This is a genomic window from Aeromonas sp. TECH754 (assembly GCF_056279295.1).
Genome location: NZ_JBWBRA010000001.1, coordinates 3,992,764 through 4,015,000, shown reverse-complemented (window position 1 = coordinate 4,015,000; position 22,237 = coordinate 3,992,764). Strand labels below are relative to the sequence as shown.

General features: G+C 61.4%; 23 protein-coding genes (1 of these 23 cut by a window edge). 12 read left to right on the top strand and 11 right to left on the bottom strand.

Annotated elements, in window-relative coordinates; translation table 11 throughout:
- The 3 genes in view from ACZ9IL_RS18360 to pepQ are tightly spaced (at most 36 nt apart) and all read right to left on the bottom strand, a layout consistent with a single transcriptional unit that may run on beyond the window.
- Nucleotides 1-1,018, bottom strand: partial view of a TrkH family potassium uptake protein gene (locus ACZ9IL_RS18360; RefSeq protein ID WP_476004761.1) — the 5' portion only. It extends 440 nt beyond the left edge of the window; only the first 1,018 of its 1,458 coding nucleotides appear in the window; it begins with the start codon at nucleotides 1,016-1,018; its stop codon lies beyond the left edge, outside the window.
- Between the two features lie 36 nt (nucleotides 1,019-1,054).
- Entirely contained in the window at nucleotides 1,055-1,672 is a 618-nt protein-coding gene (locus tag ACZ9IL_RS18355) for a YigZ family protein (RefSeq protein WP_476004760.1), read from the bottom strand.
- Entirely contained in the window at nucleotides 1,672-2,994 is a 1,323-nt protein-coding gene (gene pepQ, locus ACZ9IL_RS18350) for a Xaa-Pro dipeptidase (protein WP_476004759.1), read from the bottom strand. Before pepQ ends, ACZ9IL_RS18355 begins: the two co-directional genes overlap by 1 nt.
- Before the next feature lie 196 nt (nucleotides 2,995-3,190).
- On the opposite strand from pepQ, the gene ACZ9IL_RS18345 reads away from it, so the two are divergent.
- The 6 genes from ACZ9IL_RS18345 (at nucleotide 3,191) to ACZ9IL_RS18320 (ending at nucleotide 12,496) form a co-directional block, all read left to right on the top strand.
- Nucleotides 3,191-5,128 (top strand): acetoacetate--CoA ligase, encoded by a 1,938-nt coding sequence (locus tag ACZ9IL_RS18345; RefSeq protein ID WP_476004758.1) that lies wholly within the window; start codon nucleotides 3,191-3,193, stop codon nucleotides 5,126-5,128.
- Nucleotides 5,129-5,330: 202 nt separating this feature from the next.
- The gene (fadB, locus tag ACZ9IL_RS18340) at nucleotides 5,331-7,478 is read left to right on the top strand and encodes a fatty acid oxidation complex subunit alpha FadB (RefSeq protein ID WP_476004757.1); all 2,148 of its coding nucleotides are present in this window, start codon (nucleotides 5,331-5,333) and stop codon (nucleotides 7,476-7,478) included.
- Nucleotides 7,479-7,499: 21 nt separating this feature from the next.
- Nucleotides 7,500-8,663, top strand: a complete 1,164-nt coding sequence (gene fadA, locus ACZ9IL_RS18335) for an acetyl-CoA C-acyltransferase FadA (protein WP_476004756.1) — start codon at nucleotides 7,500-7,502, stop codon at nucleotides 8,661-8,663.
- A gap of 330 nt (nucleotides 8,664-8,993) precedes the next feature.
- Entirely contained in the window at nucleotides 8,994-9,716 is a 723-nt protein-coding gene (locus ACZ9IL_RS18330) for a response regulator (protein WP_476004755.1), read from the top strand.
- 73 nt (nucleotides 9,717-9,789) lie between these two features.
- The gene (locus ACZ9IL_RS18325; protein WP_476004754.1) at nucleotides 9,790-11,235 is read left to right on the top strand and encodes an ATP-binding protein; all 1,446 of its coding nucleotides are present in this window, start codon (nucleotides 9,790-9,792) and stop codon (nucleotides 11,233-11,235) included.
- A gap of 4 nt (nucleotides 11,236-11,239) precedes the next feature.
- The gene (locus tag ACZ9IL_RS18320) at nucleotides 11,240-12,496 is read left to right on the top strand and encodes an ABC transporter substrate-binding protein (RefSeq protein ID WP_476004753.1); all 1,257 of its coding nucleotides are present in this window, start codon (nucleotides 11,240-11,242) and stop codon (nucleotides 12,494-12,496) included.
- Nucleotides 12,497-12,541: 45 nt separating this feature from the next.
- Here the strand turns inward: ACZ9IL_RS18320 and ACZ9IL_RS18315 are convergent, their stop codons facing one another.
- Nucleotides 12,542-12,733 carry a hypothetical protein gene (locus tag ACZ9IL_RS18315; protein WP_476004752.1) on the bottom strand — a complete coding sequence of 64 codons (192 nt, stop codon included), beginning with the start codon at nucleotides 12,731-12,733 and terminating at the stop codon, nucleotides 12,542-12,544.
- 281 nt (nucleotides 12,734-13,014) lie between these two features.
- Here ACZ9IL_RS18315 and tusA point away from each other — a divergent pair, with 281 nt between their 5' ends.
- On the top strand, nucleotides 13,015-13,260 hold the full coding sequence (gene tusA / locus ACZ9IL_RS18310) for a sulfurtransferase TusA (RefSeq protein WP_476004751.1): 246 nt from the start codon (nucleotides 13,015-13,017) through the stop codon (nucleotides 13,258-13,260).
- Between the two features lie 20 nt (nucleotides 13,261-13,280).
- Nucleotides 13,281-13,628 carry a RidA family protein gene (locus tag ACZ9IL_RS18305; RefSeq protein WP_476004750.1) on the top strand — a complete coding sequence of 116 codons (348 nt, stop codon included), beginning with the start codon at nucleotides 13,281-13,283 and terminating at the stop codon, nucleotides 13,626-13,628.
- A 176-nt stretch (nucleotides 13,629-13,804) separates the two neighbouring features.
- Here ACZ9IL_RS18305 and ACZ9IL_RS18300 read toward each other — a convergent pair whose 3' ends face one another.
- The 6 genes from ACZ9IL_RS18300 to ACZ9IL_RS18275 all read right to left on the bottom strand — a co-directional run bounded on the left by ACZ9IL_RS18300 (nucleotide 13,805) and on the right by ACZ9IL_RS18275 (nucleotide 16,747).
- Nucleotides 13,805-14,461, bottom strand: a complete 657-nt coding sequence (locus tag ACZ9IL_RS18300) for an OmpA family lipoprotein (protein WP_476004749.1) — start codon at nucleotides 14,459-14,461, stop codon at nucleotides 13,805-13,807.
- A 176-nt stretch (nucleotides 14,462-14,637) separates the two neighbouring features.
- A complete protein-coding gene (locus ACZ9IL_RS18295; RefSeq protein WP_476004748.1) occupies nucleotides 14,638-14,880 on the bottom strand; it encodes a hypothetical protein in 243 nt (80 codons plus the stop codon).
- Nucleotides 14,881-14,967: 87 nt separating this feature from the next.
- Complete coding sequence (locus ACZ9IL_RS18290; protein WP_033132544.1) at nucleotides 14,968-15,222, bottom strand: hypothetical protein; 255 nt, start codon at nucleotides 15,220-15,222, stop codon at nucleotides 14,968-14,970.
- A 53-nt stretch (nucleotides 15,223-15,275) separates the two neighbouring features.
- Nucleotides 15,276-15,548, bottom strand: a complete 273-nt coding sequence (locus ACZ9IL_RS18285) for a hypothetical protein (protein WP_476004747.1) — start codon at nucleotides 15,546-15,548, stop codon at nucleotides 15,276-15,278.
- A gap of 53 nt (nucleotides 15,549-15,601) precedes the next feature.
- Complete coding sequence (locus tag ACZ9IL_RS18280; RefSeq protein WP_476004746.1) at nucleotides 15,602-15,856, bottom strand: hypothetical protein; 255 nt, start codon at nucleotides 15,854-15,856, stop codon at nucleotides 15,602-15,604.
- A 321-nt stretch (nucleotides 15,857-16,177) separates the two neighbouring features.
- Nucleotides 16,178-16,747, bottom strand: a complete 570-nt coding sequence (locus ACZ9IL_RS18275) for a DNA-3-methyladenine glycosylase I (RefSeq protein ID WP_476004745.1) — start codon at nucleotides 16,745-16,747, stop codon at nucleotides 16,178-16,180.
- A 209-nt stretch (nucleotides 16,748-16,956) separates the two neighbouring features.
- On the opposite strand from ACZ9IL_RS18275, the gene glyQ reads away from it, so the two are divergent.
- Nucleotides 16,957-17,883, top strand: coding sequence for a glycine--tRNA ligase subunit alpha (gene glyQ / locus ACZ9IL_RS18270; protein WP_476004744.1), 927 nt, complete (start codon nucleotides 16,957-16,959; stop codon nucleotides 17,881-17,883).
- 9 nt (nucleotides 17,884-17,892) lie between these two features.
- The gene (gene glyS, locus ACZ9IL_RS18265) at nucleotides 17,893-19,962 is read left to right on the top strand and encodes a glycine--tRNA ligase subunit beta (RefSeq protein ID WP_476004743.1); all 2,070 of its coding nucleotides are present in this window, start codon (nucleotides 17,893-17,895) and stop codon (nucleotides 19,960-19,962) included.
- Nucleotides 19,963-20,035: 73 nt separating this feature from the next.
- Here the strand turns inward: glyS and ACZ9IL_RS18260 are convergent, their stop codons facing one another.
- The gene (locus tag ACZ9IL_RS18260; protein WP_476004742.1) at nucleotides 20,036-20,401 is read right to left on the bottom strand and encodes a hypothetical protein; all 366 of its coding nucleotides are present in this window, start codon (nucleotides 20,399-20,401) and stop codon (nucleotides 20,036-20,038) included.
- A gap of 450 nt (nucleotides 20,402-20,851) precedes the next feature.
- Here ACZ9IL_RS18260 and ACZ9IL_RS18255 point away from each other — a divergent pair, with 450 nt between their 5' ends.
- Together ACZ9IL_RS18255 and ACZ9IL_RS18250 are read left to right on the top strand one after the other, a co-directional pair.
- Complete coding sequence (locus ACZ9IL_RS18255) at nucleotides 20,852-21,079, top strand: hypothetical protein (protein ID WP_476004741.1); 228 nt, start codon at nucleotides 20,852-20,854, stop codon at nucleotides 21,077-21,079.
- 178 nt (nucleotides 21,080-21,257) lie between these two features.
- Nucleotides 21,258-22,148 carry a DMT family transporter gene (locus ACZ9IL_RS18250; RefSeq protein ID WP_476004740.1) on the top strand — a complete coding sequence of 297 codons (891 nt, stop codon included), beginning with the start codon at nucleotides 21,258-21,260 and terminating at the stop codon, nucleotides 22,146-22,148.
- The last annotated feature ends 89 nt before the right edge of the window (nucleotides 22,149-22,237 follow it).

The window sequence follows — 22,237 nt, the reverse complement described above, 5'->3', positions numbered from 1 at the left end:
TCAACAGCATGGGCAGGAAGGAGGGCCAATCCGCATAGCTGGTCGTACTGTAGCCCGTGGTCGTACCGAGGGAGACCGCCTGGAACAGGCCGTGGTTGAGCGCCTCCTGCCAGGTGGCGTAGTGACCGTGGAACAATAGGGAGACAAAGCAGATCAGTATCAGTACGCCCTGGATCCCCAGAAACACCTTGAGCTCGGAGTCGTGCAGATAGCTGCTCAACCGCACCGGCTTGTGGGCAAACACCATGAAGTGCAGGGCGAAGTTGACGCTCGCCAGCAGCAGGAAGACCACTGTGATCAGGTTGATGGCCGGGCTGTTGAAGAAGCCGATGCTGGCGTCATGGGTCGAGAAGCCCCCCACCGACAGGGTGGAGAAGGAGTGGCAGATGGCATCGAACAGGGTCATCCCGGCCATCCAGTAGGCCAGGGCGCAGAGCGAGGTCAGCAACAGGTAGATGAACCAGAGCGCCTTGGCCGTCTCGGCGATGCGCGGGGTGACCTTGTTGTCCTTGACCGGCCCCGGGATCTCGGCGCGGTAGAGCTGCATGCCCCCGATGCCGAGCAGCGGCAGTATGGCGACCGCCAATACGATGATCCCCATGCCCCCCAGCCACTGCAGCAGCTGGCGATAGAAAAGGAAGGCCTTGGGCAGGTTGTCCAGCCCGGTCAACACGGTGGCACCCGTGGTGGTCAAACCGGAGAACGACTCGAAGAAGGCCTCGGAGACCGACATGCCGGGCACCTCTCCCAGCAGAAACGGCAAGGCCCCCACGCTGCCCAGCACGACCCAGAACAGCACCACGATGAGAAAGCCTTCCTTGGATCTGAGGTCTTTCTTCTGGTGACGGTTGGGGAACCAGAGCATGGCGCCGAGCAAGAGCGCGATGAAGAAGGAATTGACAAACTCGGCACCGCCGCCATCACGATACGCAAAAGCGACCAGCGCGGGTAGCAGCATGGTCGAACTGAACAGCGCGACCAGCAGGCCAACGATACGAATGATGCTCAGAACTTGCATTCTGGCTCCCTCTTCAGACTAAAAGAGCGATGGATTCTAGCCATCTAAGGGACGAAGAGATACCCGGCCATGGGTTCTATCGGTCAATTCCTGAGCCACCTGGCTCCAGATAGCGGTATCCCACGCGATCTGCAAGTTGACCTGCTGACCATAATCAGCCGTCAGCAGCTGGCCCTGATGGGCACCGATCAGAGTCTCTACCACGCCCATGTCGGCATAGTCGCAGCAGATGAGAGAAGGTGTCTGCTGGCGCTTGACTCGGGTCTCGAGCAACTTGAGCGCCGCACCGACACCACCGCCATAGGCCTTGACCAGGCCGCCGGTACCCAGCCGCACGCCACCGTAGTAACGCACCACCACGGCGGCGATCTCGCCAACCCCCGCCCCCATCAGCTGGGCAAGCATGGGTTTGCCCGCCGTGCCCGAGGGTTCACCGTCATCGCTGAAGCCGTAGACCTGGCTGTCCTGGGGGGCCCCGGCGACGAAGGCCCAGCAATGATGCCGGGCCGTCGGGTGCTGCCGTTTGACTTCGTTTATCCAGGACTTGGCGACCGCCACCGTCGGAGCATGCGAGACCAGGGTGATAAAGCGACTCTTCTTGATCTCCTCGGTCAACTCCAGCGGTGCGGCCGGGATGGCGTAATCTGCGGCCATCAGAGCCCTGCTTGCCGAGTGAGATTCTCCACTCCGTCCCCGTGCAGCACCACGTTGTCCTCGATGCGGATGCCACCGAAGGGACGCAGGGCCTCGACCTTGTTCCAGTTGATGCGCTTGCCCTGCTCGCTCTGACGCAGCGGCTCCAGCAGGCTGTCGATGAAGTAGAGGCCGGGCTCGATGGTGAACACCTGACCGACCTCCATCACCCGGGTGCAACGCAGGTAGGGGAACTGCTCGGGGGCAGGCAGATGAGTGCCACGCTCATCCTGCATGAAGCCACCCGCATCGTGTACCTGCAGGCCGAGGAAGTGGCCGAGCCCGTGGGGGAAGAAGGCGTTGGTCACGCCGGTATGGATCATCTCGTCCACCGACATGTCCACCAGTTCGACCGATTGCAGCAACCGCGCCAGTCGGTGGTGCATCTGCAGGTGCAGCTCGCTGTAACGGCGGCCCGGTTTGATCTCCTCGATGATCTGCTGCTGTTGCGCATCCAGCGCCGCGATCAAGTCGACAAACTCACCACGGCGCCAGGCCCAGGTACGGGTGATGTCGGAGGCATAGCCGTGATAATCCACCCCGGCATCGATCAGGAAGGAGTGACGCTCCGCATCCGGCACCCGCTGAGTAGAAAGCTGGGTGTAATGGAGGATGGCCGCGTTGCGGTTGATGGCGATGATGTTGCCATAAGGCGCCTCGTTGGCCCCCTGTCCGACCGCCTTCATGTAGGCCAGGTTGATCTCGAACTCGCTCGCCCCCGCCATGAAGGCGTCTTTGGCCGCGATGTGGCCACGCACGCCGATGCGGTTTGCTTCCCGCAGGCATTCGAGCTCATAGGCGGTCTTGTAGGCGCGGTGATAGTGCAGGTAGTTGAGCACCGCCTCCGGATTGGGTTGACCCAGCCCCAGCAGTTGGCCCACCTCGAGATGCCCCCCCAGATAGGCCCACTCTTGCCTGTCGGCGGGCAGGTGATCCGCCACCTGCTCCGGCCTCGTCAGGAAGCGGATATCGAAGAAGTCGACCCAGAAGGCATTGGGCAAGTCCGCCACCTTGTGCCAGAAATCCACCGGCCGGTAGAACAACAGCACCGGCTTGCTCACCCCGTCCACCAGCAACCAGCAGTGGGGGTTGTCCAGCACGGGCAACCAGGCCTTGAAGTGCGGATTGACCTTGAAGGGGTAGTCCTGATCGTCGAGGAAGATGCGGTGGGTCTGGCCAGAGTGGATGGCCAGGCCATCGAGCCCCTGCTGTTGCAGTATGTCGCGGGTGCGCTGCTGCAAGGTATCGAGGTGCTGGGCAAAAAGTTGACTGTAGCTGCTCATGGCGTCCTGCTCCGGGCAAATGTGAGTTCAGCATAACATCAAGCGGATCAAGGCTCGAGCCGTCACGCTGTCGCTTCGTGAGGTAACGCATAGGTTACAGGGTTTTTGTTATGAAACGAAAACCAACCATTAACAAATAAAGAACAATTCAATACACTGCCGATAGACAGTAGATCTCAGCAGTCAGGAACGATTCATGCAAAACCTTTGTCTGTGGAAACCGGATCAGGACAGGATTCAACACTCCAACCTCCACCAGTTCATGGCCGAGGTAAATCACTTCCACGGCCTGCAGTTGCACAGCTACGCTGACCTCTATCAATGGTCGGTCGAGAAAACCACCCGTTTCTGGCCGCTGGTGTGGCAACACTGCGGCGTCAAGGGTGTGTTGGGAGACATAGTGGCGGAGAACCGCCAGGAGATGCAGCGTGCCCGCTGGTTCCCAGACAGTCGCCTCAACTTCGCCGAAAACCTGCTGCGCCGCCAGGACGAGAGTCCCGCCATCATCTCCCGCATCGAAGAAGGCGCGAGCCAGACCCTGAGCTGGGCCGAGCTTGGCGATCAGGTTGCCCGCCTGAGCCAATGGCTGCGCGGTCAGGGCATCGAAGCTGGCGATGTGGTCGCCGCCTATCTGCCCAACATCCCGGAAACCCTGATCGCCATGCTCGCCACCACCAGCCTGGGCGCAGTCTGGACCTCCACCAGCCCGGATTTTGGCGAGGCCAGCGTGGTGGAGCGCTTCGGCCAGACCCGCCCCCGCATTCTGTTTGCGGTGGATGGCTATCGCTACGGTGGCAAGGCCATCGACATCCAGGCCAAGGTGGCCAGCGTGGCCCGTCAGATCGACAGCATAGAGCAGACGGTGATGATCCCCCTGCTCGGCAACCCCTTGCAGCTTGGTCAGGACTGGTACCAGATCCTGGCGAGCCAGGCCGGGGCGACCCTGCGCTTCGAGCCCATGGGCTTCAACGACCCGCTCTACATCCTCTACTCCTCCGGCACCACCGGCAAACCCAAGTGCATCGTCCACGGCATCGGTGGCACCCTGCTGCAACATCTGAAAGAACACCAGCTGCACTGCGACATCAAGCCGGGGGAGCGGGTGTTCTACTTCACTACCTGCGGCTGGATGATGTGGAACTGGCTGGTGAGTGCGCTCGCCTCCGGCGCCACCCTGGTGCTCTACGACGGCTCCCCCTTCTACCCGGACGCCAACGCGTTGTGGGACCTGGCCCGCGATGAAGAGGTCTCGCTGTTTGGCGCCTCGGCCAAGTATCTGGATGCGCTGCACAAGCAGGGCTATGCCCCGATCAAGACCCACGATCTGCCAGCCCTGCGACTGATCTGCAGCACCGGCTCCGTGCTCTCTCCGGAGGGATTCGACTACGTCTACCAGAGCATCAAGCAGGATGTGCAGCTCAGTTCCATCTCGGGGGGCACCGACATCTGCTCCTGCTTCGTCATCGGCAATCCCCTGAGCCCGGTCTATCGCGGCGAGAGTCAGGGCCGCGGCTTGGGGCTGGCGGTGCAGGTGTTCAACGAAGCGGGTCAACCGGTGCAGGGGGAGAAGGGAGAACTGGTCTGCACCAAGCCATTCCCGGCCCAGCCCATCGGCTTCTGGGGGGACGAGGGCGGCGACAAGTATCGCGCCGCCTACTTCGAGCGCTTCGACAACATCTGGTGCCACGGCGACTGGATCGAGCTCACCGAGCGCGGCGGCATCCTGTTCTACGGCCGCTCGGACGCGACCCTCAATCCGGGAGGCGTGCGTATCGGCACCAGCGAGATCTACCGCTACGTGGAGCAACTCGACGAAGTGGAGGAGAGCATCGTCATCGGCCAGCAGTGGCAGCAGGACGAGCGGGTGGTGCTGTTCGTCAAGCTGAGGGCCGGGCTCAAACTGGACGAACCGCTGCGCGAGCGCATTCGCCAGCAGATAAGGCAGCATTGCACCGTCCGTCATGTACCCGCCCGCATCCTGCAGGTGGATGCCATCCCCCGAACCAAGTCCGGCAAGATAGTGGAGCTGGCGGTGCGAGAAGTGGTGCACAACAGACCCGTCAACAACACCCACGCCCTCGCCGATCCCGCCGTCTTGAGCCAGTACCGCGACCGGCCAGAACTGGCTTGCTGAGTCCGGCCACACAACATAAAGGCGCTCTCGGGCGCCTTTATGTTGCCTCGTCATGTTGTAGGTCGTTTTGCATCACGAGTGTTAAACGAATGTTTTAAATAGGTGTTGTAATTGTCTTGTTTTGGATCAATATTGAGCCTCGCCCCCTGCTGGGGAGAAAGGAGCAAAGCCCCCCACCACGTGGGAATTAGGAGACACTCTCATGATCTACCAAGGCGAAACCCTGTCGGTCAGCTACCTCGAACACGGCATTGCCGAACTGAGGTTTGATGCCCCGGGTTCAGTCAACAAGCTGGATCGCGCCACCCTGCTCTCACTGAGCGAAGCGATCGCCGCATTACAGCAACAAGCCGATTTGAAGGGTCTGATCCTCACCTCCGGCAAAGACGCCTTTATCGTCGGCGCCGACATCACCGAATTCCTGGAACTGTTCGATCTGCCGCAAGAAGAGCTGCTCGGCTGGCTGAAGAAAGCCAACGACATCTTCAGCGCCATCGAAGATCTGCCGGTGCCGACCCTGTCCGCCATCAAGGGCCATGCCCTGGGCGGTGGCTGCGAGACCATCCTCTCCACCGATTTCCGTCTGGCCGACACCAGCGCCAAGATTGGCCTGCCCGAGACCAAGCTCGGCATCATGCCCGGCTTTGGTGGCACCGTTCGTCTGCCACGGGTGATCGGTGCCGACAACGCGCTCGAGTGGATCACCACCGGCAAGGATGTCCGCGCCGATGACGCCCTCAAGGTTGGCGCCGTCGATGCCGTGGTCGCCCCGCAAGCCCTGCAGGCCGCCGCCCTGCAGATGGTGAAAGACGCCATCGCCGGCAAGCTGGACTGGCAGGGCCGCCGCGCAGCCAAGAAGGCCCCGCTGCGTCTGTCCAAGCTGGAAGCCATGATGAGCTTCAGCACCGCCGCCGGCATGGTTGCCGCCGTGGCGGGCAAACATTATCCCGCCCCGATGATGGCGGTGAAGACCGTCGAGGCCGCCGCCGGCATGAGCCGCGACGAGGCCCTGGCCGTCGAGGCCCAGGGCTTCATCAAGCTGGCCAGGACCGACGTCGCCAAGGCGCTGGTCGGTATCTTCCTGAACGATCAGCACATCAAGGCGCTGGCCAAGAAGGCCGCCAAGCAGGCGAGCAAAGCCACCAGCCACGCCGCCGTACTGGGTGCCGGCATCATGGGTGGCGGCATCGCCTACCAGTCCGCCAGCAAGGGCATCCCGGCGGTGATGAAGGACATCAACGAGAAGGCGCTGGCGCTGGGCATGGGTGAAGCCACCAAGCTGCTCAATGGTCAGCTCGAGCGCGGTCGCATCGACGGCATCAAGATGGGCCAGGTACTTTCCGCCATCACCCCTACCTTAAGCTACGACAGCGTCAAGCACGTGGATCTGGTGGTCGAGGCCGTGGTCGAGAACCCCAAGGTGAAGGCCGCCGTGCTCGGCGAAGTGGAAGCCATCCTCGGTGATGACGCCGTGCTCGCCAGCAACACCTCCACCATCCCCATCTCGCTGCTGGCCAAGGGCCTGAAGCGACCCGAGAACTTCTGCGGCATGCACTTCTTCAACCCGGTGCACCGCATGCCACTGGTGGAGATCATCCGCGGCGAGCAGACCTCTGCCGAGACCATCAATCGCGTGGTGGCCTACGCCGCCGCCATGGGCAAATCGCCAGTGGTGGTCAACGACTGCCCCGGCTTCTTCGTCAACCGGGTGCTGTTCCCCTACTTCTTCGGCTTCACCAAGCTGGTTGCCGATGGTGCCGACTTCGCCGCCGTCGACAAGGTGATGGAGAAGGAATTCGGCTGGCCCATGGGTCCCGCCTATCTGCTGGACGTGGTCGGCATCGACACCGGCCACCATGCCGGTGACGTCATGGCCCAGGGCTTCCCGGCGCGCATGAGCAAGGATGGCCGCACCGCCATCGACGCCATGTATGACGCCAGCCGCTTCGGTCAGAAGAATGGCAAGGGCTTCTACGCCTACGAGCAGGACAAGAAGGGCAAGCCGAAGAAGGTGGCCGACGTCGCCGCTTACGAGCTGCTGGCCCCCATCGCCAAGCCGAAACAGGATTTCGACAAGGACGCCATCATCGCCCGCATGATGATCCCCATGATCAACGAAGTCGTGCTCTGTCTGGAGGAAGGCATCATCGCCACCCCGGCCGAGGCCGACATCGCACTGGTCTATGGCCTGGGCTTCCCTCCCTTCCGTGGTGGCGTGTTCCGCTATCTGGACACCATAGGTCTGGATCGTTACGTGGCCATGGCCGACCAGTATGCCGATCTCGGCCCGCTCTACCGCGTCAGCGACAAGCTGCGTGAGATGGCCGCCCAGGGCAAAACCTTCTACTGATTGCGGAAAGGAGATCCATTCATGAAAGACGTAGTCATTGTCGACTGTATCCGGACCCCCATGGGCCGATCCAAGGGCGGCGCCTTCCGCAACGTGCGTGCAGAAGATCTGTCCGCGCACCTGATGAGCTCCATCCTGCTGCGCAACCCCAACCTCGATCCGAACGAGATCGAGGACATCTACTGGGGCTGCGTGCAGCAGACCCTGGAGCAAGGCTTCAACATCGCCCGCAACGCCGCCCTGCTGGCCGGTATTCCGAAGCAGGTCGGTGCCGTCACCGTCAACCGCCTGTGCGGTTCTTCCATGCAGGCGCTGCACGATGCGTCCCGCGCCATCCAGGTGGGTGACGGCGACATCTTCATCATCGGCGGCGTCGAGCACATGGGTCACGTGCCCATGAGCCACGGGGTGGACTTCCACCCCGGCATGGCGAAATCCGTGGCCAAGGCCTCCGGCATGATGGGGCTGACTGCCGAGCTGCTCGGCAAGCTGCACGGCATCAGCCGAGCGCAGCAGGACGAGTTTGCGGCCCGCTCCCATCGCCGCGCCCATGCCGCCACCCTGGAAGGACGCTTCGCCAAGGAGATCGTGGGTCTGGAAGGCCATGACGCCAGCGGCGCCCGCTTCTTCTACGACTACGACGAGGTGATCCGGCCGGAGACCACGATCGAAACCCTGGGCCAGCTGCGCCCGGTATTCGACCCGGTCAACGGCACCGTCACCGCCGGTACTTCCTCGGCCCTGTCCGATGGCGCCGCCGCCATGTTGGTGATGAGCGCGGACAGAGCCAAGGCACTGGGGCTGACTCCCCGTGCCAAGGTGCGGGCCATGGCCATCGCCGGCTGTGACGCCGCCATCATGGGTTACGGCCCGGTGCCCGCCACCCAGAAGGCGCTCAAGCGTGCCGGTCTGACCGTGGCTGACATCGACCTGTTCGAGCTGAACGAGGCATTCGCCGCCCAGTCCCTGCCCTGCGTGAAGGATCTGGGGTTGGCCGACCTGGTGGACGAGAAGGTGAATTTGAACGGCGGCGCCATCGCCCTGGGTCACCCCCTCGGCTGCTCCGGCGCCCGCATCTCCACCACCCTGATCAACCTGATGGAAGAGAAGGATGCCACCCTGGGGGTCGCGACCATGTGTATCGGTCTGGGCCAGGGCATCGCGACCGTGTTCGAGCGGGTGTAACCAAGTCCCCTGACTGGCTCACATCAGGGTCGGTCAGGGGATTGACCACACAGCGATATCACCCCGCACCTTGAGCGGGGTAAACCAGCATTGTCACTTTTGGGGTCGGCCTTGCTGGCCCGTCATCGAGTCTGTGGGTGTCACCGCACGGGGAACACCCTGCCGTCGGAATCTGCGCATTGGCCGCCCCGTTTGGGTCGGCCTTTTTTCTTCTCAACCCCGGATCAGGGGCTATATTGCCCATAACCTCACATTAGAGGGGGGCCTTGCTTGCTTTTTGCCCCCTCGACAGGTTCAATCTGCACAAAAAATGGGTGGATGCACATACATATGTCAACGAGCAAACAACTGCTGATCGTCGACGACGACCAAGAGATCCGCGAGCTGCTCAACGAATACCTGACCCGGGCCGGCTTTCAGGTACTGACGGCGGCGGAGGGCAACGAGATGCACAGGCAACTCGCCGAGCACAGCCCTGACCTGATCATTCTCGATATCATGATGCCCGGCGACGACGGCTTTACCCTCTGCCAGCAGATCCGTCGCGACTCCCAGGTTCCCATCATCATGCTGACCGCCGCGTCTGACGAGGCGGATCGGGTGATCGGTCTCGAGCTCGGCGCCGACGACTACATCGCCAAGCCGTTCAGCCCACGCGAGCTGCAGGCCCGCATCAAGGCGCTGCTGCGCCGGGCCGAATTCCGTCAGCCGGAGAAAGAGAAGGAGCCGAGCCGGCGGCTGCGTTTCGCCGACTGGACCCTGGATACCCTGAGCCATCAATTGACCCACGACGACGGCAGCTTGCTGGATCTCTCCGGCAGCGATGCCCTGCTGCTCGGCATGTTCCTGCAGCAGCCCGGCGTGGTGCTGGACAGAGACACCATCTCGGATGCCACCCGTGGCCGCGAGAGCCTGCCGATGGAACGCGGTATCGACGTGCAGATCAGCCGGCTGCGCCAGAAGCTCGGTGACAACGGCAAGAGCCCGCGCATCATCAAGACCATCCGCGGCAGCGGCTACATGCTGATCGCCGAAGTCCACGAGCTCCCATGAAAGGCAAGGGGGGCGGGCAAACATGGTTTCATGGCGACGACGACAGGCTGAACGACAAGTGGCACGAGCTCCCATGAAAGGCCGGCGCTTCTGGCAGGCGCTGGTGCCGCGCTCCCTGCTGTCGCGGATGCTGCTGTTGCTGCTGCTCGCCATCCTGCTCTCCCAGACCATACTCACCGGCATCTGGATGCAGCAGATCCAGAAGCGGGAGCTGGAGGGGATGCTCAGCACCACCCGCAACCTGGCGCTGTCGGCCGCCTCCACCGTCAGCTTCTTCAAATCCTTGCCGCTGCAATACCGCCACATCGCGCTGGACCAGCTGCGCAACATGGGCGGCAGCCGCTTCTTCGTGTCCCTGAACGAGGAAGAGATCCACATCAGCGCCATCCCCGAGAGCGAGCGCAAGACGCTGGTGCTCAGAGAGGTGCAGGAGGTGCTCAGTCGCAAGCTCTCCGATGCCATGGCCATCAAGGTGGATTTCTCCCGTCCCGAGGAGCTGCACGTCTTCAACAACGACACCCTGCTGGCGGACTTGCCCTCCTCCTGGGCACGCTACACCCTGTCGCTTGAGCCGATCAATCCGCCGGTGCTGGTGACCCAGATCGAGATAGAGCCGGGTGAGTGGCTCTATCTGGCGGCCCTGCTGCCCGCCCCCTACATGACTCTCGACGATACCGTGATGCCAAGCAACCAGGTGCGCTTCATCGCCCTGATGACGGTGTTCCTCTGTTTCTTCACCTTCCTGCTGGTGCGCTGGCAGACCCGGCCCCTGCGTCGCCTCGCCAAGGCGGCGGTCAACCTCGGCAAGGATATCGATCAGCCCTCCCTCAAGGAGGAGGGGGCCTCCGAGATAGTGGCGGCGACCCGCGCCTTCAACATCATGCAGCAGCGTATCCGCCGCTTCATCGACGATAGGGAACGGCTGTTCAGCTCCATCTCCCACGATCTCAAGACCCCCATCACCCGGCTGCGGCTGCGGGTCGAGCTGCTCGATGACGAGGCGCAGATCGGCAAGTTCAACAAGGACTTGGACGAGCTGGAGCTGATGGTGAAAGGGGCGCTGCAGACGGTCAAGGAGACCGACATTCACGAGAACCTCGAGCTTATCGACGTCAACGCCCTGCTGGAGCAGATGGCGGAGTCCATGAACCTGCACCAGGACCTGCTCATCATCGAGGGGCACTGCAAGTGGCCCTATCGCGGCAAGCTGCTTGCGCTCAAGCGCTGCATCGGCAATCTGGTGGACAATGGCATCAAGTATGGCCAGCGCGTGCGCATCATCGCCATGGATGACGAGGAGATGCTGATCCTGTTCATCATGGACGAGGGTCAGGGCCTGCCGGAAGATCAGCTCGAACGGATCTTCGAACCCTATTACCGCTTGAGCACGGATGCGGCCGGCACCGGGCTCGGCCTCGGCATAGCCCGCAACATAGCCCACGCCCACGGCGGCGATCTGGTGCTGGAAAATCGTCCCCAGGGGGGCCTGCAGGCCACTCTTTCCCTACCAAGGCAGTAACCTTATGAAGTGGTTGTCGTTTTCTGTCATCGCCCTGTTATCCCTGCCCGTCGGTGCCGCCCAGGTGGAGGTGCTGCACTGGTGGACCTCCGGCGGCGAAGCCAAGGCGGTGGAGGTGCTCAAGTCGGAATGGGCCGAGCGCGGCAACCAGTGGAACGACTTCGCGGTACAGGGCGGTGGCGGCAAGAGTGCCATGACGGTACTGAAAAGCCGGGCACTGGCGGCCAATCCGCCGGAGGCGGCACACCTCAAGGGCTATGAGTTGCACGAGTGGGCCAGCCTCGGCTTCCTGCGCGATCTCAGCCCCATGGCCGAGCACCTCGGCTGGTACCCCCAGCTCTCCCCCATGGTGCGGGAGACCCTCAGCCAGAACGGCGCCCTGATGGCAGTTCCGACCGGCATCCACCGCGTCAACTGGCTGTGGCTCAACCGCAAGGTGTTCGAGCGGCTGGGGCTGCAACCGCCGACCGACTGGGACCAGTTCATGGCGGTGGCGGAGAAGATCAAGGCAGAGGGGGTGGCGCCGCTCGCCATCGGCAATGAACCCTGGCAACTGGCGGTGCTGTTCGAGACGGTGGCGCTGGGCGAAGGGGGCAAGGAATTCTATCGCAAGGCGTTTCTGGCACAGGATGAAGCCACCCTGACCGGGCCCGACATGGTGCGGGTGCTGACCCGCTTCCGCCAGTTGCGCGGCTTTGTGCCCGAGAAATACGCCGGGCTGAAGTGGCACCAGGCCACCAACCTGCTGGAGAGCGGCGGCGCCGCCATGCAGATCATGGGCGACTGGGTGAAGGGAGAGTTGAGCGCCGGCAACTACCGACCCGGCGAGGACATCGAATGCCTGCCAAGCCCCGGCAGCCAGGGCATGTTCAGCTACAACCTCGACTCCATCGCCATGTTCAAGCAGCGGGATCCCGCCCAGTTGCAGGCCCAGGGCGAGCTGGCCCAGCTGCTGATGACGCCGAAATTCCAGGAGGAGTTCAACCGGGTGAAGGGCTCCATTCCCGCCATCACCGAGCCGGACATGAGCAAGTTCGATCGCTGCGCCATCCGCGCCTATCAGGACTTCCAGCTGGCGGAACAGGGCGGCAACCTGCTGCCCAGCATGGCGGAGGGGATGGCGGTGCCGACCAACATGCGCCAGGCGATCATGGATGTGCTGAGCAGCTTCTTCAACGACTCCCGGGCCGACCCCGAGCAGACGGCGCTGCAACTGGAGCGGGCCATGCGCTCGACCCGCTCCGGCGCCGAGCAGAAATAACAAAGGCGGACCTGGTCCGCCTTTGAGTCATCGAAACCTGAATGTTCAGGAGCGATCGTTGTCGTCCTCATCCTCGTCGTAGTAGTCGCTGAGCTCGATCCAGAGCCCCAGCCCTATCATCACCATGGACCCGAACCAGGTGCCGGTGTTTCCGATCGGGCTGCCCAGCACTATCATGGCGAACGACAAGAACCCCATGCCTGCGTAGGCTTGTAATCTGCCGTAGGAGACCTGCATATTCACACCTCCTTGTTGAATATGGTTCAATTTTTATATTACTCATCGGGCGGGGGCTGGATAGGGCCAGATCACATTTTGGTTACATATGCTGCATAACAGCCCTGTTGTTTGATTATTTTTTCGCCGTGAGTATCATTGGCAGCTGAATTGGTTGAAGGTTGATTATTGATGAGTGCTTTATTCTGCGACGCAACGCATGAGTTGGACGCAATCGGGCTTCGTTGCCCGGAACCCGTGACGATGGCGCGCAAGAAAGTGCGGCTGAAGGTTGATTATTAATGACTACGTTAATCTGCAATGCGACTCATGAGTTGGACGCAATCGGGCTTCGTTGCCCGGAACCCGTGATGATGGTTCGCAAGAAAGTGCGGCTGATGGCTGAGGGGGAGACCCTGCTGGTCAGCGCCGACGATCCCTCCACCACCCGCGACATCCCCAGTTTCTGCCGTTTCATGGATCACACCCTGATCGCCAGCGAAACCGAGCAGGCCCCTTACCGCTATCTGATCCGCAAGGGTCAATGATCTCCATGCAGGAAGAATCCATGACAGCCATCACCCGAATCGGCACCACCCAGCGTTGGTCAGACGTGGTCATCCACAACGGCACCCTCTACGTGGTGGAAATCCCCGCCACGGATGAAGCCGACATTCACCAGCAGACCCGCGAGGTGCTGACCAGCCTGCAGCGCCTGCTGGAGGCCAATGGCTCCGGGGTCGACAAGATACTGATGGCCAACATCTATCTCAAAGACATTGCGGACATCGGCGCCTTCAACGCCCAGTGGGATGCCTGGATCCCGGCCGGTACCGCACCGGTACGCGCCTGCGTGCAGGCCCGTCTCGCTCACGAAGGCTACAAGGTCGAAGTTCAGCTGACGGCGGCGGTGTAAACCGAAAGGGATCTATCTCCACGATAGGCAGGCAAATCGCTGCCCCTCATCCCCGGCCCTTCTCCCGCGAGGGGAGAAGGGAGGAAAGAGTGCCGATAACATCGGGCCACTGCACTCATAGCAAAAGGCCCCGCCAATCTGGCGGGGCCTTTTTGTTTGCACGATCCGAAGCGCTATCAGGCAGTTGGAGTCAGGGTGATGGTCACCCGGCGGTTCTGGGCCTTGCCTTCGGCGGTACTGTTGCTGGCGACCGGCTGATCCGGGCCCACACCGCTGGTGGCGATGCGGCTGCCGGTCACGCCCTGGCCGATCAGTTGGGCGGCGACGGCGTCGGCGCGCTGGGCGGAGAGCTTCATGTTCAGATCGCGGGAACCAGTGCTGTCGGTGTGGCCGACCACGTTCAGGCGGGTCTTGTCGAACTCGGCGACGACCATGGCCACGCCGGCCAGGGTGTTGGCACCGGCCGCCTTCAGCTGGGCGCTGGCGCTGTCGAAGGTGACGTTGTTCGGCATGTTGAGGATCAGCTGATCGCCGTTGCGGGTCACGCTGACGCCGGTGCCTTGCAGCTTCTCGCGCAGCTTGGCTTCCTGCACGTCCATGTAGTAGCCGATGCCGCCACCCAGCGCGGCGCCGGCGGCGACGCCGGTCAGTATGCCCTTCTTGCGATCACCCTTGCTGGAGGACAGTGCCCCCACGGCGGCACCGGTGGCGGCGCCAGCCAGTGCACCCCAGGCGCCCTTGGAGGTCTGGGATTCGCCGGTATAGGGATTGGTGGTACAGCCGGTCATGGCGATGGTCAGTGCAAGCGCTGGAACGAGTTTCTTGAAATGCATGGAAAATACCTCTGAAAAAACCGACTCGGGCCGGATGGTCGCGCATTCTACCTCAGAGGGACGCCAGAGTGTGACGCGCGCGCATTGCCACCATGCACACAATATTCACACAATGAACAGGGGGGCCTGAGCCCCCCTGTTCATCGATCCCATTGCCTGCCCATGAGGGCAGTGAATCAATATTTGATGTCGCGAGCCTGGTCGCGCCCTTCCTGCTTGTTGTCGCGGTGTTCCTGACGGCAATCGGCGTTGCCCACCAGGCCATTGCGGCAATCTTGCTTGGCATCGCGGGAATCCTGACGGGTATCCTGACGCACATCGCGGGCTTCACGACGCTGCCTGGCCTGCTCGGTAGCTTGTACAGGCAGGACCGTCGACAGGGCGGTGGCCGCCAGCAACATCAATACAAGTTTCTTCATGGTGACTCCTGAAATGGCTGAAACGCAGCGGATCGGCGTATCTCAATTATATACGGGGCCCGGCGCCGGGCTGGTCAGCCCTCGCTATCAATACTTGACGTCGCGAGCCTCGTCGCGATTTTCCTGCTTGTTGTCGCGGTTGTCCTGACGGCAATCGGCATTGCCCACCACGCCCTCACGGCACTCCTGCTTGGCATCACGAGATTCCTGACGGCCGTCCTGACGGATGTCGCGGGCATCCTGACGCTGCTCACCCTGATTGGTGGCCTGGGCCGGTACGGCGGCGAACAGGGTGCAAGCGGTCAGCAGGGTGGCACTCAGACGAGAGATGGAAATGGTCATGGGAACTCCAATAAATAAGGGTTAATGGCGGGGGGAACGATCCCATCCCGGCTTCAATATTTGATATCGCGAGCCGCTTCGCGCGCATCTTGCTTGTGGTGACGATGCTCCTGGCGGCAATCGGCGTTGCCAAGGAACTCTTCCTGACGGCAGTCACGTTTCTGTTCGCGTGACTCCTGGCGGACTTCCTGGCGCAGATCCCGCGCATCGCGGCGCTGACTGGCTTGCTCGGTGGCCTGGGCCGGCAGGGCTACCCACAGGGAACAACCGGCCAACAGGGCTGACAGCAGCGCGCTACGGGCATAGTGAGGAGTGGTTGTGTTCATATCGAGGCTCCCTGGTTATTCGGGTTGAGGTGGCTACGGTCCTGGACGACGGATCAGTTTCTGACGTCGCGGGACTTCTCGCGTACGTCTTGCTTCACTTCACGCTTGTCCTGACGGCACTCGTAGTTGTCCTTGTTGTTGGCCTGACGACAATCGACCTTGGCCTCATGGATCTCGGGACGAACTTCCTGGCGAACATCACGGGCGTCTTGGCGATCGGCCGCCTGGGCGGGCAGGGTCGCCAGCAGGGAGCAACCCGCCAGGATCAGGGTGCCGAGGGTACGGTGGCGAAATGAGTTCAGTGACATAGGTAAATCCTCGTGATGAATGTCCCAATTTTGAGCAGCAGTTACTGTATGCCGGCTGTACAGGCCGCCGAAAAGCAGGCCTCTGGCCCTGGCCCCAGACGGCGTGACGGGGCCGGCGACGCGGTGCTCCTTCCTCAAACCCGGCGCCTGCATGGTGGCGCGGCAAAGCGGTCTGCTCAACGCGAGGAAACCGGGCTTTTTGAATCCCTTCGTCATGACGTCAGATCCTGGCGAGCTGAAGCTCGAAGACCCGCCTTCCCAAGGCCGAAAAACGAGCAGGGAGGCCATTGGCCTCCCTGCTTGCTTCACTCCCGCGCCGCCCTAGCCCTGCTGGCAGGCGGCATGACAGGGACAGATCACCAGATGATCGTTCACCATCCCCACGGCCTGCATGAAGGCGTAGCAAATGGTACTGCCGACGAAGGTGAAGCCCAGCTTCTTGAGGGCCTTGGCCATGGCATCCGACTCCGGTGAGGTGGCCGGAATATCGCCGTTGCCTTGGCGCTGGTTGACGATGGGCGCGCCACCGACGAAGCCCCACAGGTAATCCGCGAAGTCGATGCCCTGCGCCTCCAGCGCCAGATAGGCGCGAGCGTTTTTGATGATCGACTGCACCTTCAACCGGTTGCGGATGATGCCGCTGTCCTGCATCAGCCGCGCCACATCCTGCTCGTCGAAGCGGATGATGAGATTGGGATCGAAGTCGGCATAGGCGCGATAGTAGCTGTCGGTGCGCTTGAGAATGGTGATCCAGGAGAGCCCCGCCTGCTGACCGTCGAGGCAGAGCTTGGCAAACAACTCGCGCGGGTCGCGCACCGGCCGCCCCCACTGCTTGTCATGGTATTCGATATATTCCGGGTCCTTGGTCACCCAGGCGCAGCGCAGTTCCATTCTTCGTCTCCTGTGATTTCATCTCTGTCAGGCGAGGGATTTTGGCGGCCATACGACGGGGCAACAAGCCCAGGCCAACCCGGCCCGGCACAGCGCCGCCCCATGAATCCCCTACAATTTCGCCTATTATCCGACCATGCCAGACGGTATACTCCTTCGGTTCACATTCAGCAAATCTTGCTCTGATTTCACTTCGCGCGAAAAATACTATGCAAAAATTCGATGTCAAAACCTTTCAGGGCCTGATCCTGCAGCTGCAGGACTATTGGTCCCGCCAGGGCTGTACCATCATTCAGCCGCTGGATATGGAAGTGGGTGCCGGTACCTCCCACCCCATGACCTGCCTGCGCGCCTTAGGGCCAGAGCCCATCGCCTGCGCCTACGTGCAACCGTCCCGCCGTCCGACCGATGGCCGCTACGGAGAGAACCCGAACCGCCTGCAGCACTATTACCAGTTCCAGGTGATCATCAAGCCGTCCCCCGACAACATTCAGGAACTCTACCTCGGCTCCCTCAAAGAGCTGGGCGTGGACCCCGAGATCCACGACATCCGCTTCGTGGAAGACAACTGGGAAAACCCGACGCTGGGTGCCTGGGGTCTGGGCTGGGAAGTCTGGCTCAACGGCATGGAAGTGACTCAGTTCACCTACTTCCAGCAGGTGGGCGGCCTCGAGTGCAAGCCGGTCACCGGCGAGATCACCTTTGGTCTCGAGCGCCTGGCCATGTACATCCAGGGCGTGGACAGCGTCTATGACCTGGTGTGGTCCGATGGCCCCCTGGGCAAGACCACCTACGGCGATGTGTTCCACCAGAACGAGGTGGAGCAATCTACCTACAACTTCGAGCACGCCGACGTGGACTTCCTGTTCCACTGCTTCGAGCAGTACGAGAAGGAAGCCCAGCACCTGCTGGCACTGGAAACACCGCTGCCGCTGCCCGCCTACGAGCGCATCCTGAAAGCCGCGCACTCCTTCAACCTGCTGGATGCCCGCAAGGCCATCTCGGTCACCGAGCGTCAGCGCTACATCTTGCGCATTCGCACCCTGACCAAGGCCGTGGCCGAGGCTTACTACGCCTCCCGCGAGGCGCTGGGCTTCCCCATGTGTCAGCGTGGCAACAACGAGCAGCAAGGTTAAGGAACGGACATGGCACAACATACATTTCTGGTAGAGATCGGCACCGCCGAGCTGCCCCCCAAGGCCCTGCGCTCCCTGGCCGAAGCCTTTGCCGACAATTTCAAAGCCGAGCTGACCAAGGCCGATCTGGCCTTCGGCGACGTCGAATGGTTTGCCTCACCGCGCCGCCTGGCGCTCAAGGTGAGCGAACTGGCCAGCGATCAGCCGAGCAAGAGCGTCGAGAAGCGCGGCCCGGCCGTGTCCCAGGCGTTCGATGCCGATGGCAAGCCGACCAAGGCCGCCGAAGGCTGGGCCCGTGGCAACGGCATCACGGTTGAGCAGGCCGAGCGCATGGTCACCGACAAGGGTGAGTGGCTGGTTCACACCGCCAAGGTCGAAGGCCGTCCGGCGCGCGAGCTGCTGGGTGAGCTTGTAGCGTCATCTCTGGCCAAGCTGCCCATCCCCAAGATGATGCGCTGGGGCGACAAGACCATCCAGTTCGTGCGTCCGGTGTTCACCGTGACCCTGCTGCTGGATGGCGAGCTGGTACCCGCCACCATTCTGGGTATCGACTCCGACCGCATCATCCGCGGCCACCGCTTTATGGGCGAAAGTGAATTCACTATCGACAACGCCAGCCAGTACCCGCAGATCCTGCTGGAACGCGGCATGGTGATGGCCGACTTTATGGCCCGCAAGGCCAAGATCAAGGCTGACGTCGAAGCGGCCGCTGCCGCCTTCGGTGGCGTCGCCGATCTGGACGATGCCCTGCTGGAAGAAGTCACCGCGCTGGTCGAATGGCCGGTGGTGCTGACCGCCAACTTCGAAGAGAAGTTCCTGGCCGTCCCGGCCGAGGCGCTGGTGCACACCATGAAGGGTGATCAGAAGTACTTCCCGGTCTACGACAAGAACGGCAAGCTGCTGCCGAAGTTCATCTTCGTCACCAACATCGAGTCCAAGGACCCGAGCCAGATCATCAGCGGCAACGAGAAGGTGGTTCGCCCCCGTCTGTCTGACGCCGAGTTCTTCTTCAAGACCGACCTGAAGCAGACTCTGGCCTCGCGCCTGCCGCGCCTCGAAACCGTGCTGTTCCAGCAGCAGCTCGGTACCGTCAAGGCCAAGGTCGAGCGCATCGAGACCGTCGCCGGCTTCATCGCCGCGCGCATCGGCGCCAATGTCACTCAGGCCAAGCGTGCCGGCCTGCTCTCCAAGTGCGATCTGATGACCAACATGGTCGGCGAGTTCGCCAGCACCCAGGGTGTCATGGGGATGCACTACGCCCGTCACGATGGCGAAGACGAAGTGGTGGCCGTGGCCCTGAACGAGCAGTACATGCCGCGCTTCGCCGGCGATGCCCTGCCGTCCGCGCTGGAAGCCTGCGCCGTCGCGCTGGCGGACAAGCTCGACACCCTGGCCGGTATCTTCGGCATCGGCATGCTGCCGAAAGGTGACAAGGATCCGTTCGCCCTGCGCCGCGCGGCCATCGGTGCCCTGCGCATCATGACCGAGAAGCAGCTGGACCTGGATCTCGTTGAACTGGTGGAAGAAGCGGTGCGCGTCTACGGCGACAAGCTGAGCAACAAGACCGTCGTCACCGACGTGGTCGACTTCATGCTGGGCCGCTTCCGCGCCGCCTATCAGGACGAAGGCATAGGTGCCGACGTGGTGCTGGCCGTGCTGGCCCGCCGCCCGACTCGTCCGCTGGACTTCGATCGCCGGGTGAAAGCCGTCAGCCACTTCCGCAGCCTGGATGCCGCCCTGGCCCTGGCCGCCGCCAACAAGCGCGTGAGCAACATCCTGGCCAAGGTGGAAGGCGAGTTGCCGACTGCCGTCAAACCGGAACTGTTGCAGGATGCCGCCGAGCAGGCGCTGGCGACTCAGGTTGCAGCACTGCAATCCGAGCTGGCCCCGCTGTTTGCCGCCGGTGACTACCAGGCCGCCCTCACCCGTCTGGCCGCCCTGCGCGAGCCGGTCGACACCTTCTTCAACGAGGTGATGGTGATGGCCGACGACGAGGCCCTCAAGGCCAACCGTCTGGCACTGCTGAACAACCTGCGCAACCTGTTCCTGCAAGTCGCGGATATCTCCCTGTTGCAGTAAGTGAGCTGGGTTAGTGATATAAAAAACGGCGCCCTAACGGCGCCGTTTTTTATTTTACAAATAAATATATTAACTAGCTGTATACTCCCCAATTTCTCGGTATAAACCAATTGGTTTTCCAAGTAACAAAATCACTTGGACAAAATGACTCGTCTAAAAATTCCATTTTTACTACTTGGTTCGGTAAAAGTGATAAAACATGATTTTTTTCATCGCTTTCATAATCCCAAAGATGATAACGATCATCTTTATTGTGCGTTCTACGGCTAGGGCCGAAATCCATAGGAGCGCATAAGCGAGCTAATTTACGACCATCTTCTTTAGAAAAAAATGTCAGTTTAATCTTTGTTTTAGCATGAATAGAATCTATGAATTGAGCCTCTTGCATAATACTCTCCCTGTAAATAACAACAGGATCAATATAAGCATTAATTAACATGATTTTTCGTGTTGTAACTCACAAAACACTCATAGATTTTTAAGTGAAATTAGTGCGGCGTAATCTGGCTTCCAAGACTCTAATATCGGAATTCACGCCAAGTGAGGCTGTCGATCAGCGACTCTGATAGCTTATATCGGCAGAATCAGGCACCACAGAGCTTGATCCGGCGGCAAAGAACAATGATTTTTCAACGTTTTCATTCAGCTCCAGTCAATATCAAAAATCCATGCGTTGATATAATGATGCCGTATGTATCATTCAATTGAACGAGAGTGTCGAGTCAGCACCATTCTTCAAATAAAAGGGTGATACATTTCAAAAAAACAGATAATAGCGCCACTCAGTGGGCGATTTTTTATTTGACAATAAACGTCAATATCAAAACCAACACAACCAATAAATATATTTTCCGTATCTGCAATCTGTATCACGTTAAAGGACATCCGTATGCAACGTCACCTTATGATTCTTGGCGCCGTACTCGTACTGAGCGCCTGCTCTTCGACTCCCAACAGTGAATATATGAAAGAGGGCGCCTCCGAGGCCCAGAGAACGGATGCCCTGTCCGAGTGCCAATATCAGGTCAAACTCAACAAGATCGAGGAAGAGCAGCAGGAAGAGCTGATCAACCTGTGCATGCAGGGCAAAGGCTTCCGTCTGACCGCCATCGAGTAATCTGCTGCCGTGATCACCCTCCTGCCGCAATAAAAAGCCCCGTGTGATGATCATCATTGGGGCTTTTCTCCAGCTGGCTTGAACGCCCGCCAAAGCCAGTGTCGTCTGCATACCCGCCGTTTCCGTGTACAATCCCTCACTCGTTCCAGCCTCTTTCACGTTATACGACGGCAACCCCATGAACCGCACGCCCCTGTTGTTGATGATCTGCACCACCCTGTTGGCGGCCGCCGGCTGGTTCTTCTCCAAGGAGGCGATCCGCGAGCTGCCGCCCGCCGCCTTTATCGGCAGCCGCTTCCTGCTGGCGGCGCTGATCCTGCTGCCCCTGGCCTGGCTGCATGAACCCGGGCTCACCCGCTCCCAGTTGCTGCGCGCCCTCGGCTGTGGCTCAATGCTCGGCCTCAACCTGCTGCTCTGGGTGACCGCCATCAGCCAGAGCGACGCCCTCGGCAGCGGCGCCTTTATCATGAGCGTCGCCACCCTGATGGCACCGCTGGCTGCCTGGGTCGGCTTCAAGACCCGCCCCGGCCGCCACTACTGGACCACATTGCCCCTGGCCGTGGCGGGGCTGCTGTTGCTCTCAAGCGGCACCGACTGGGGCGTCTCCCGCTCCCTGCTCTGGTTTTTGGCCGCCGCCATGGCGCTCGGCACCCAGCTCGCGGTCCATCGTCACTTCGCCCAGTCGATCCCGCCGCGCTGGCTCACCTGCATCCAGCTGGCCATGACCGGCCTGATAGGCACCACGCTTTCACTACTGACCGAGAGTTGGCCGACCTCTGTCAGCCCCGGCATCTGGGGCTGGTTTGCCGCCAGCGTGCTGCTCGCCACTACCCTGCGTTACCTGCTGCTGACCCTGGCCCTGAGCAAGATGACCACCACCCATGCGGCGTTGCTGATGCTGCTCGAACCCGTCTGGACCCTGATGCTCAGCACCCTCTGCTATGGGGAGGCCCTAGGCACGGCCAAGCTGGCCGGTGCCGGGTTGGTGCTCGGCGCCCTGGTGCTCTATCAGCTGCCCCTGCTGCGCAGCGGCGCACGGCTGCCGGCGAAGGGGGCAGGCGCCGATTAGCGCGGTCGAACCCCGCCGCCGTGGGCCAAGCAGGGATCGTGCGCCCCTCGGCTCACCCCAGATTGACGATCGATCCTGTCGCAGGCTCA

Coding starts and splice junctions, on each gene's coding strand:
- ACZ9IL_RS18295 (WP_476004748.1), bottom strand. CDS start 14,880: ATGAAGAAACTTGTATTGATGTTGCTGGCGGCCACCGCCCTGTCGACG.
- ACZ9IL_RS18275 (WP_476004745.1), bottom strand. CDS start 16,747: ATGGAACTGCGCTGCGCCTGGGTGACCAAGGACCCGGAATATATCGAA.
- pepQ (WP_476004759.1), bottom strand. CDS start 2,994: ATGAGCAGCTACAGTCAACTTTTTGCCCAGCACCTCGATACCTTGCAG.
- ACZ9IL_RS18260 (WP_476004742.1), bottom strand. CDS start 20,401: ATGTTAATTAATGCTTATATTGATCCTGTTGTTATTTACAGGGAGAGT.
- glyQ (WP_476004744.1), top strand. CDS start 16,957: ATGCAAAAATTCGATGTCAAAACCTTTCAGGGCCTGATCCTGCAGCTG.
- ACZ9IL_RS18320 (WP_476004753.1), top strand. CDS start 11,240: ATGAAGTGGTTGTCGTTTTCTGTCATCGCCCTGTTATCCCTGCCCGTC.
- tusA (WP_476004751.1), top strand. CDS start 13,015: ATGACTACGTTAATCTGCAATGCGACTCATGAGTTGGACGCAATCGGG.
- fadA (WP_476004756.1), top strand. CDS start 7,500: ATGAAAGACGTAGTCATTGTCGACTGTATCCGGACCCCCATGGGCCGA.
- ACZ9IL_RS18345 (WP_476004758.1), top strand. CDS start 3,191: ATGCAAAACCTTTGTCTGTGGAAACCGGATCAGGACAGGATTCAACAC.
- ACZ9IL_RS18255 (WP_476004741.1), top strand. CDS start 20,852: ATGCAACGTCACCTTATGATTCTTGGCGCCGTACTCGTACTGAGCGCC.
- ACZ9IL_RS18290 (WP_033132544.1), bottom strand. CDS start 15,222: ATGACCATTTCCATCTCTCGTCTGAGTGCCACCCTGCTGACCGCTTGC.
- ACZ9IL_RS18330 (WP_476004755.1), top strand. CDS start 8,994: ATGTCAACGAGCAAACAACTGCTGATCGTCGACGACGACCAAGAGATC.
- ACZ9IL_RS18315 (WP_476004752.1), bottom strand. CDS start 12,733: ATGCAGGTCTCCTACGGCAGATTACAAGCCTACGCAGGCATGGGGTTC.
- ACZ9IL_RS18305 (WP_476004750.1), top strand. CDS start 13,281: ATGACAGCCATCACCCGAATCGGCACCACCCAGCGTTGGTCAGACGTG.
- ACZ9IL_RS18285 (WP_476004747.1), bottom strand. CDS start 15,548: ATGAACACAACCACTCCTCACTATGCCCGTAGCGCGCTGCTGTCAGCC.
- fadB (WP_476004757.1), top strand. CDS start 5,331: ATGATCTACCAAGGCGAAACCCTGTCGGTCAGCTACCTCGAACACGGC.
- glyS (WP_476004743.1), top strand. CDS start 17,893: ATGGCACAACATACATTTCTGGTAGAGATCGGCACCGCCGAGCTGCCC.
- ACZ9IL_RS18280 (WP_476004746.1), bottom strand. CDS start 15,856: ATGTCACTGAACTCATTTCGCCACCGTACCCTCGGCACCCTGATCCTG.
- ACZ9IL_RS18250 (WP_476004740.1), top strand. CDS start 21,258: ATGAACCGCACGCCCCTGTTGTTGATGATCTGCACCACCCTGTTGGCG.
- ACZ9IL_RS18355 (WP_476004760.1), bottom strand. CDS start 1,672: ATGGCCGCAGATTACGCCATCCCGGCCGCACCGCTGGAGTTGACCGAG.
- ACZ9IL_RS18300 (WP_476004749.1), bottom strand. CDS start 14,461: ATGCATTTCAAGAAACTCGTTCCAGCGCTTGCACTGACCATCGCCATG.
- ACZ9IL_RS18325 (WP_476004754.1), top strand. CDS start 9,790: ATGAAAGGCCGGCGCTTCTGGCAGGCGCTGGTGCCGCGCTCCCTGCTG.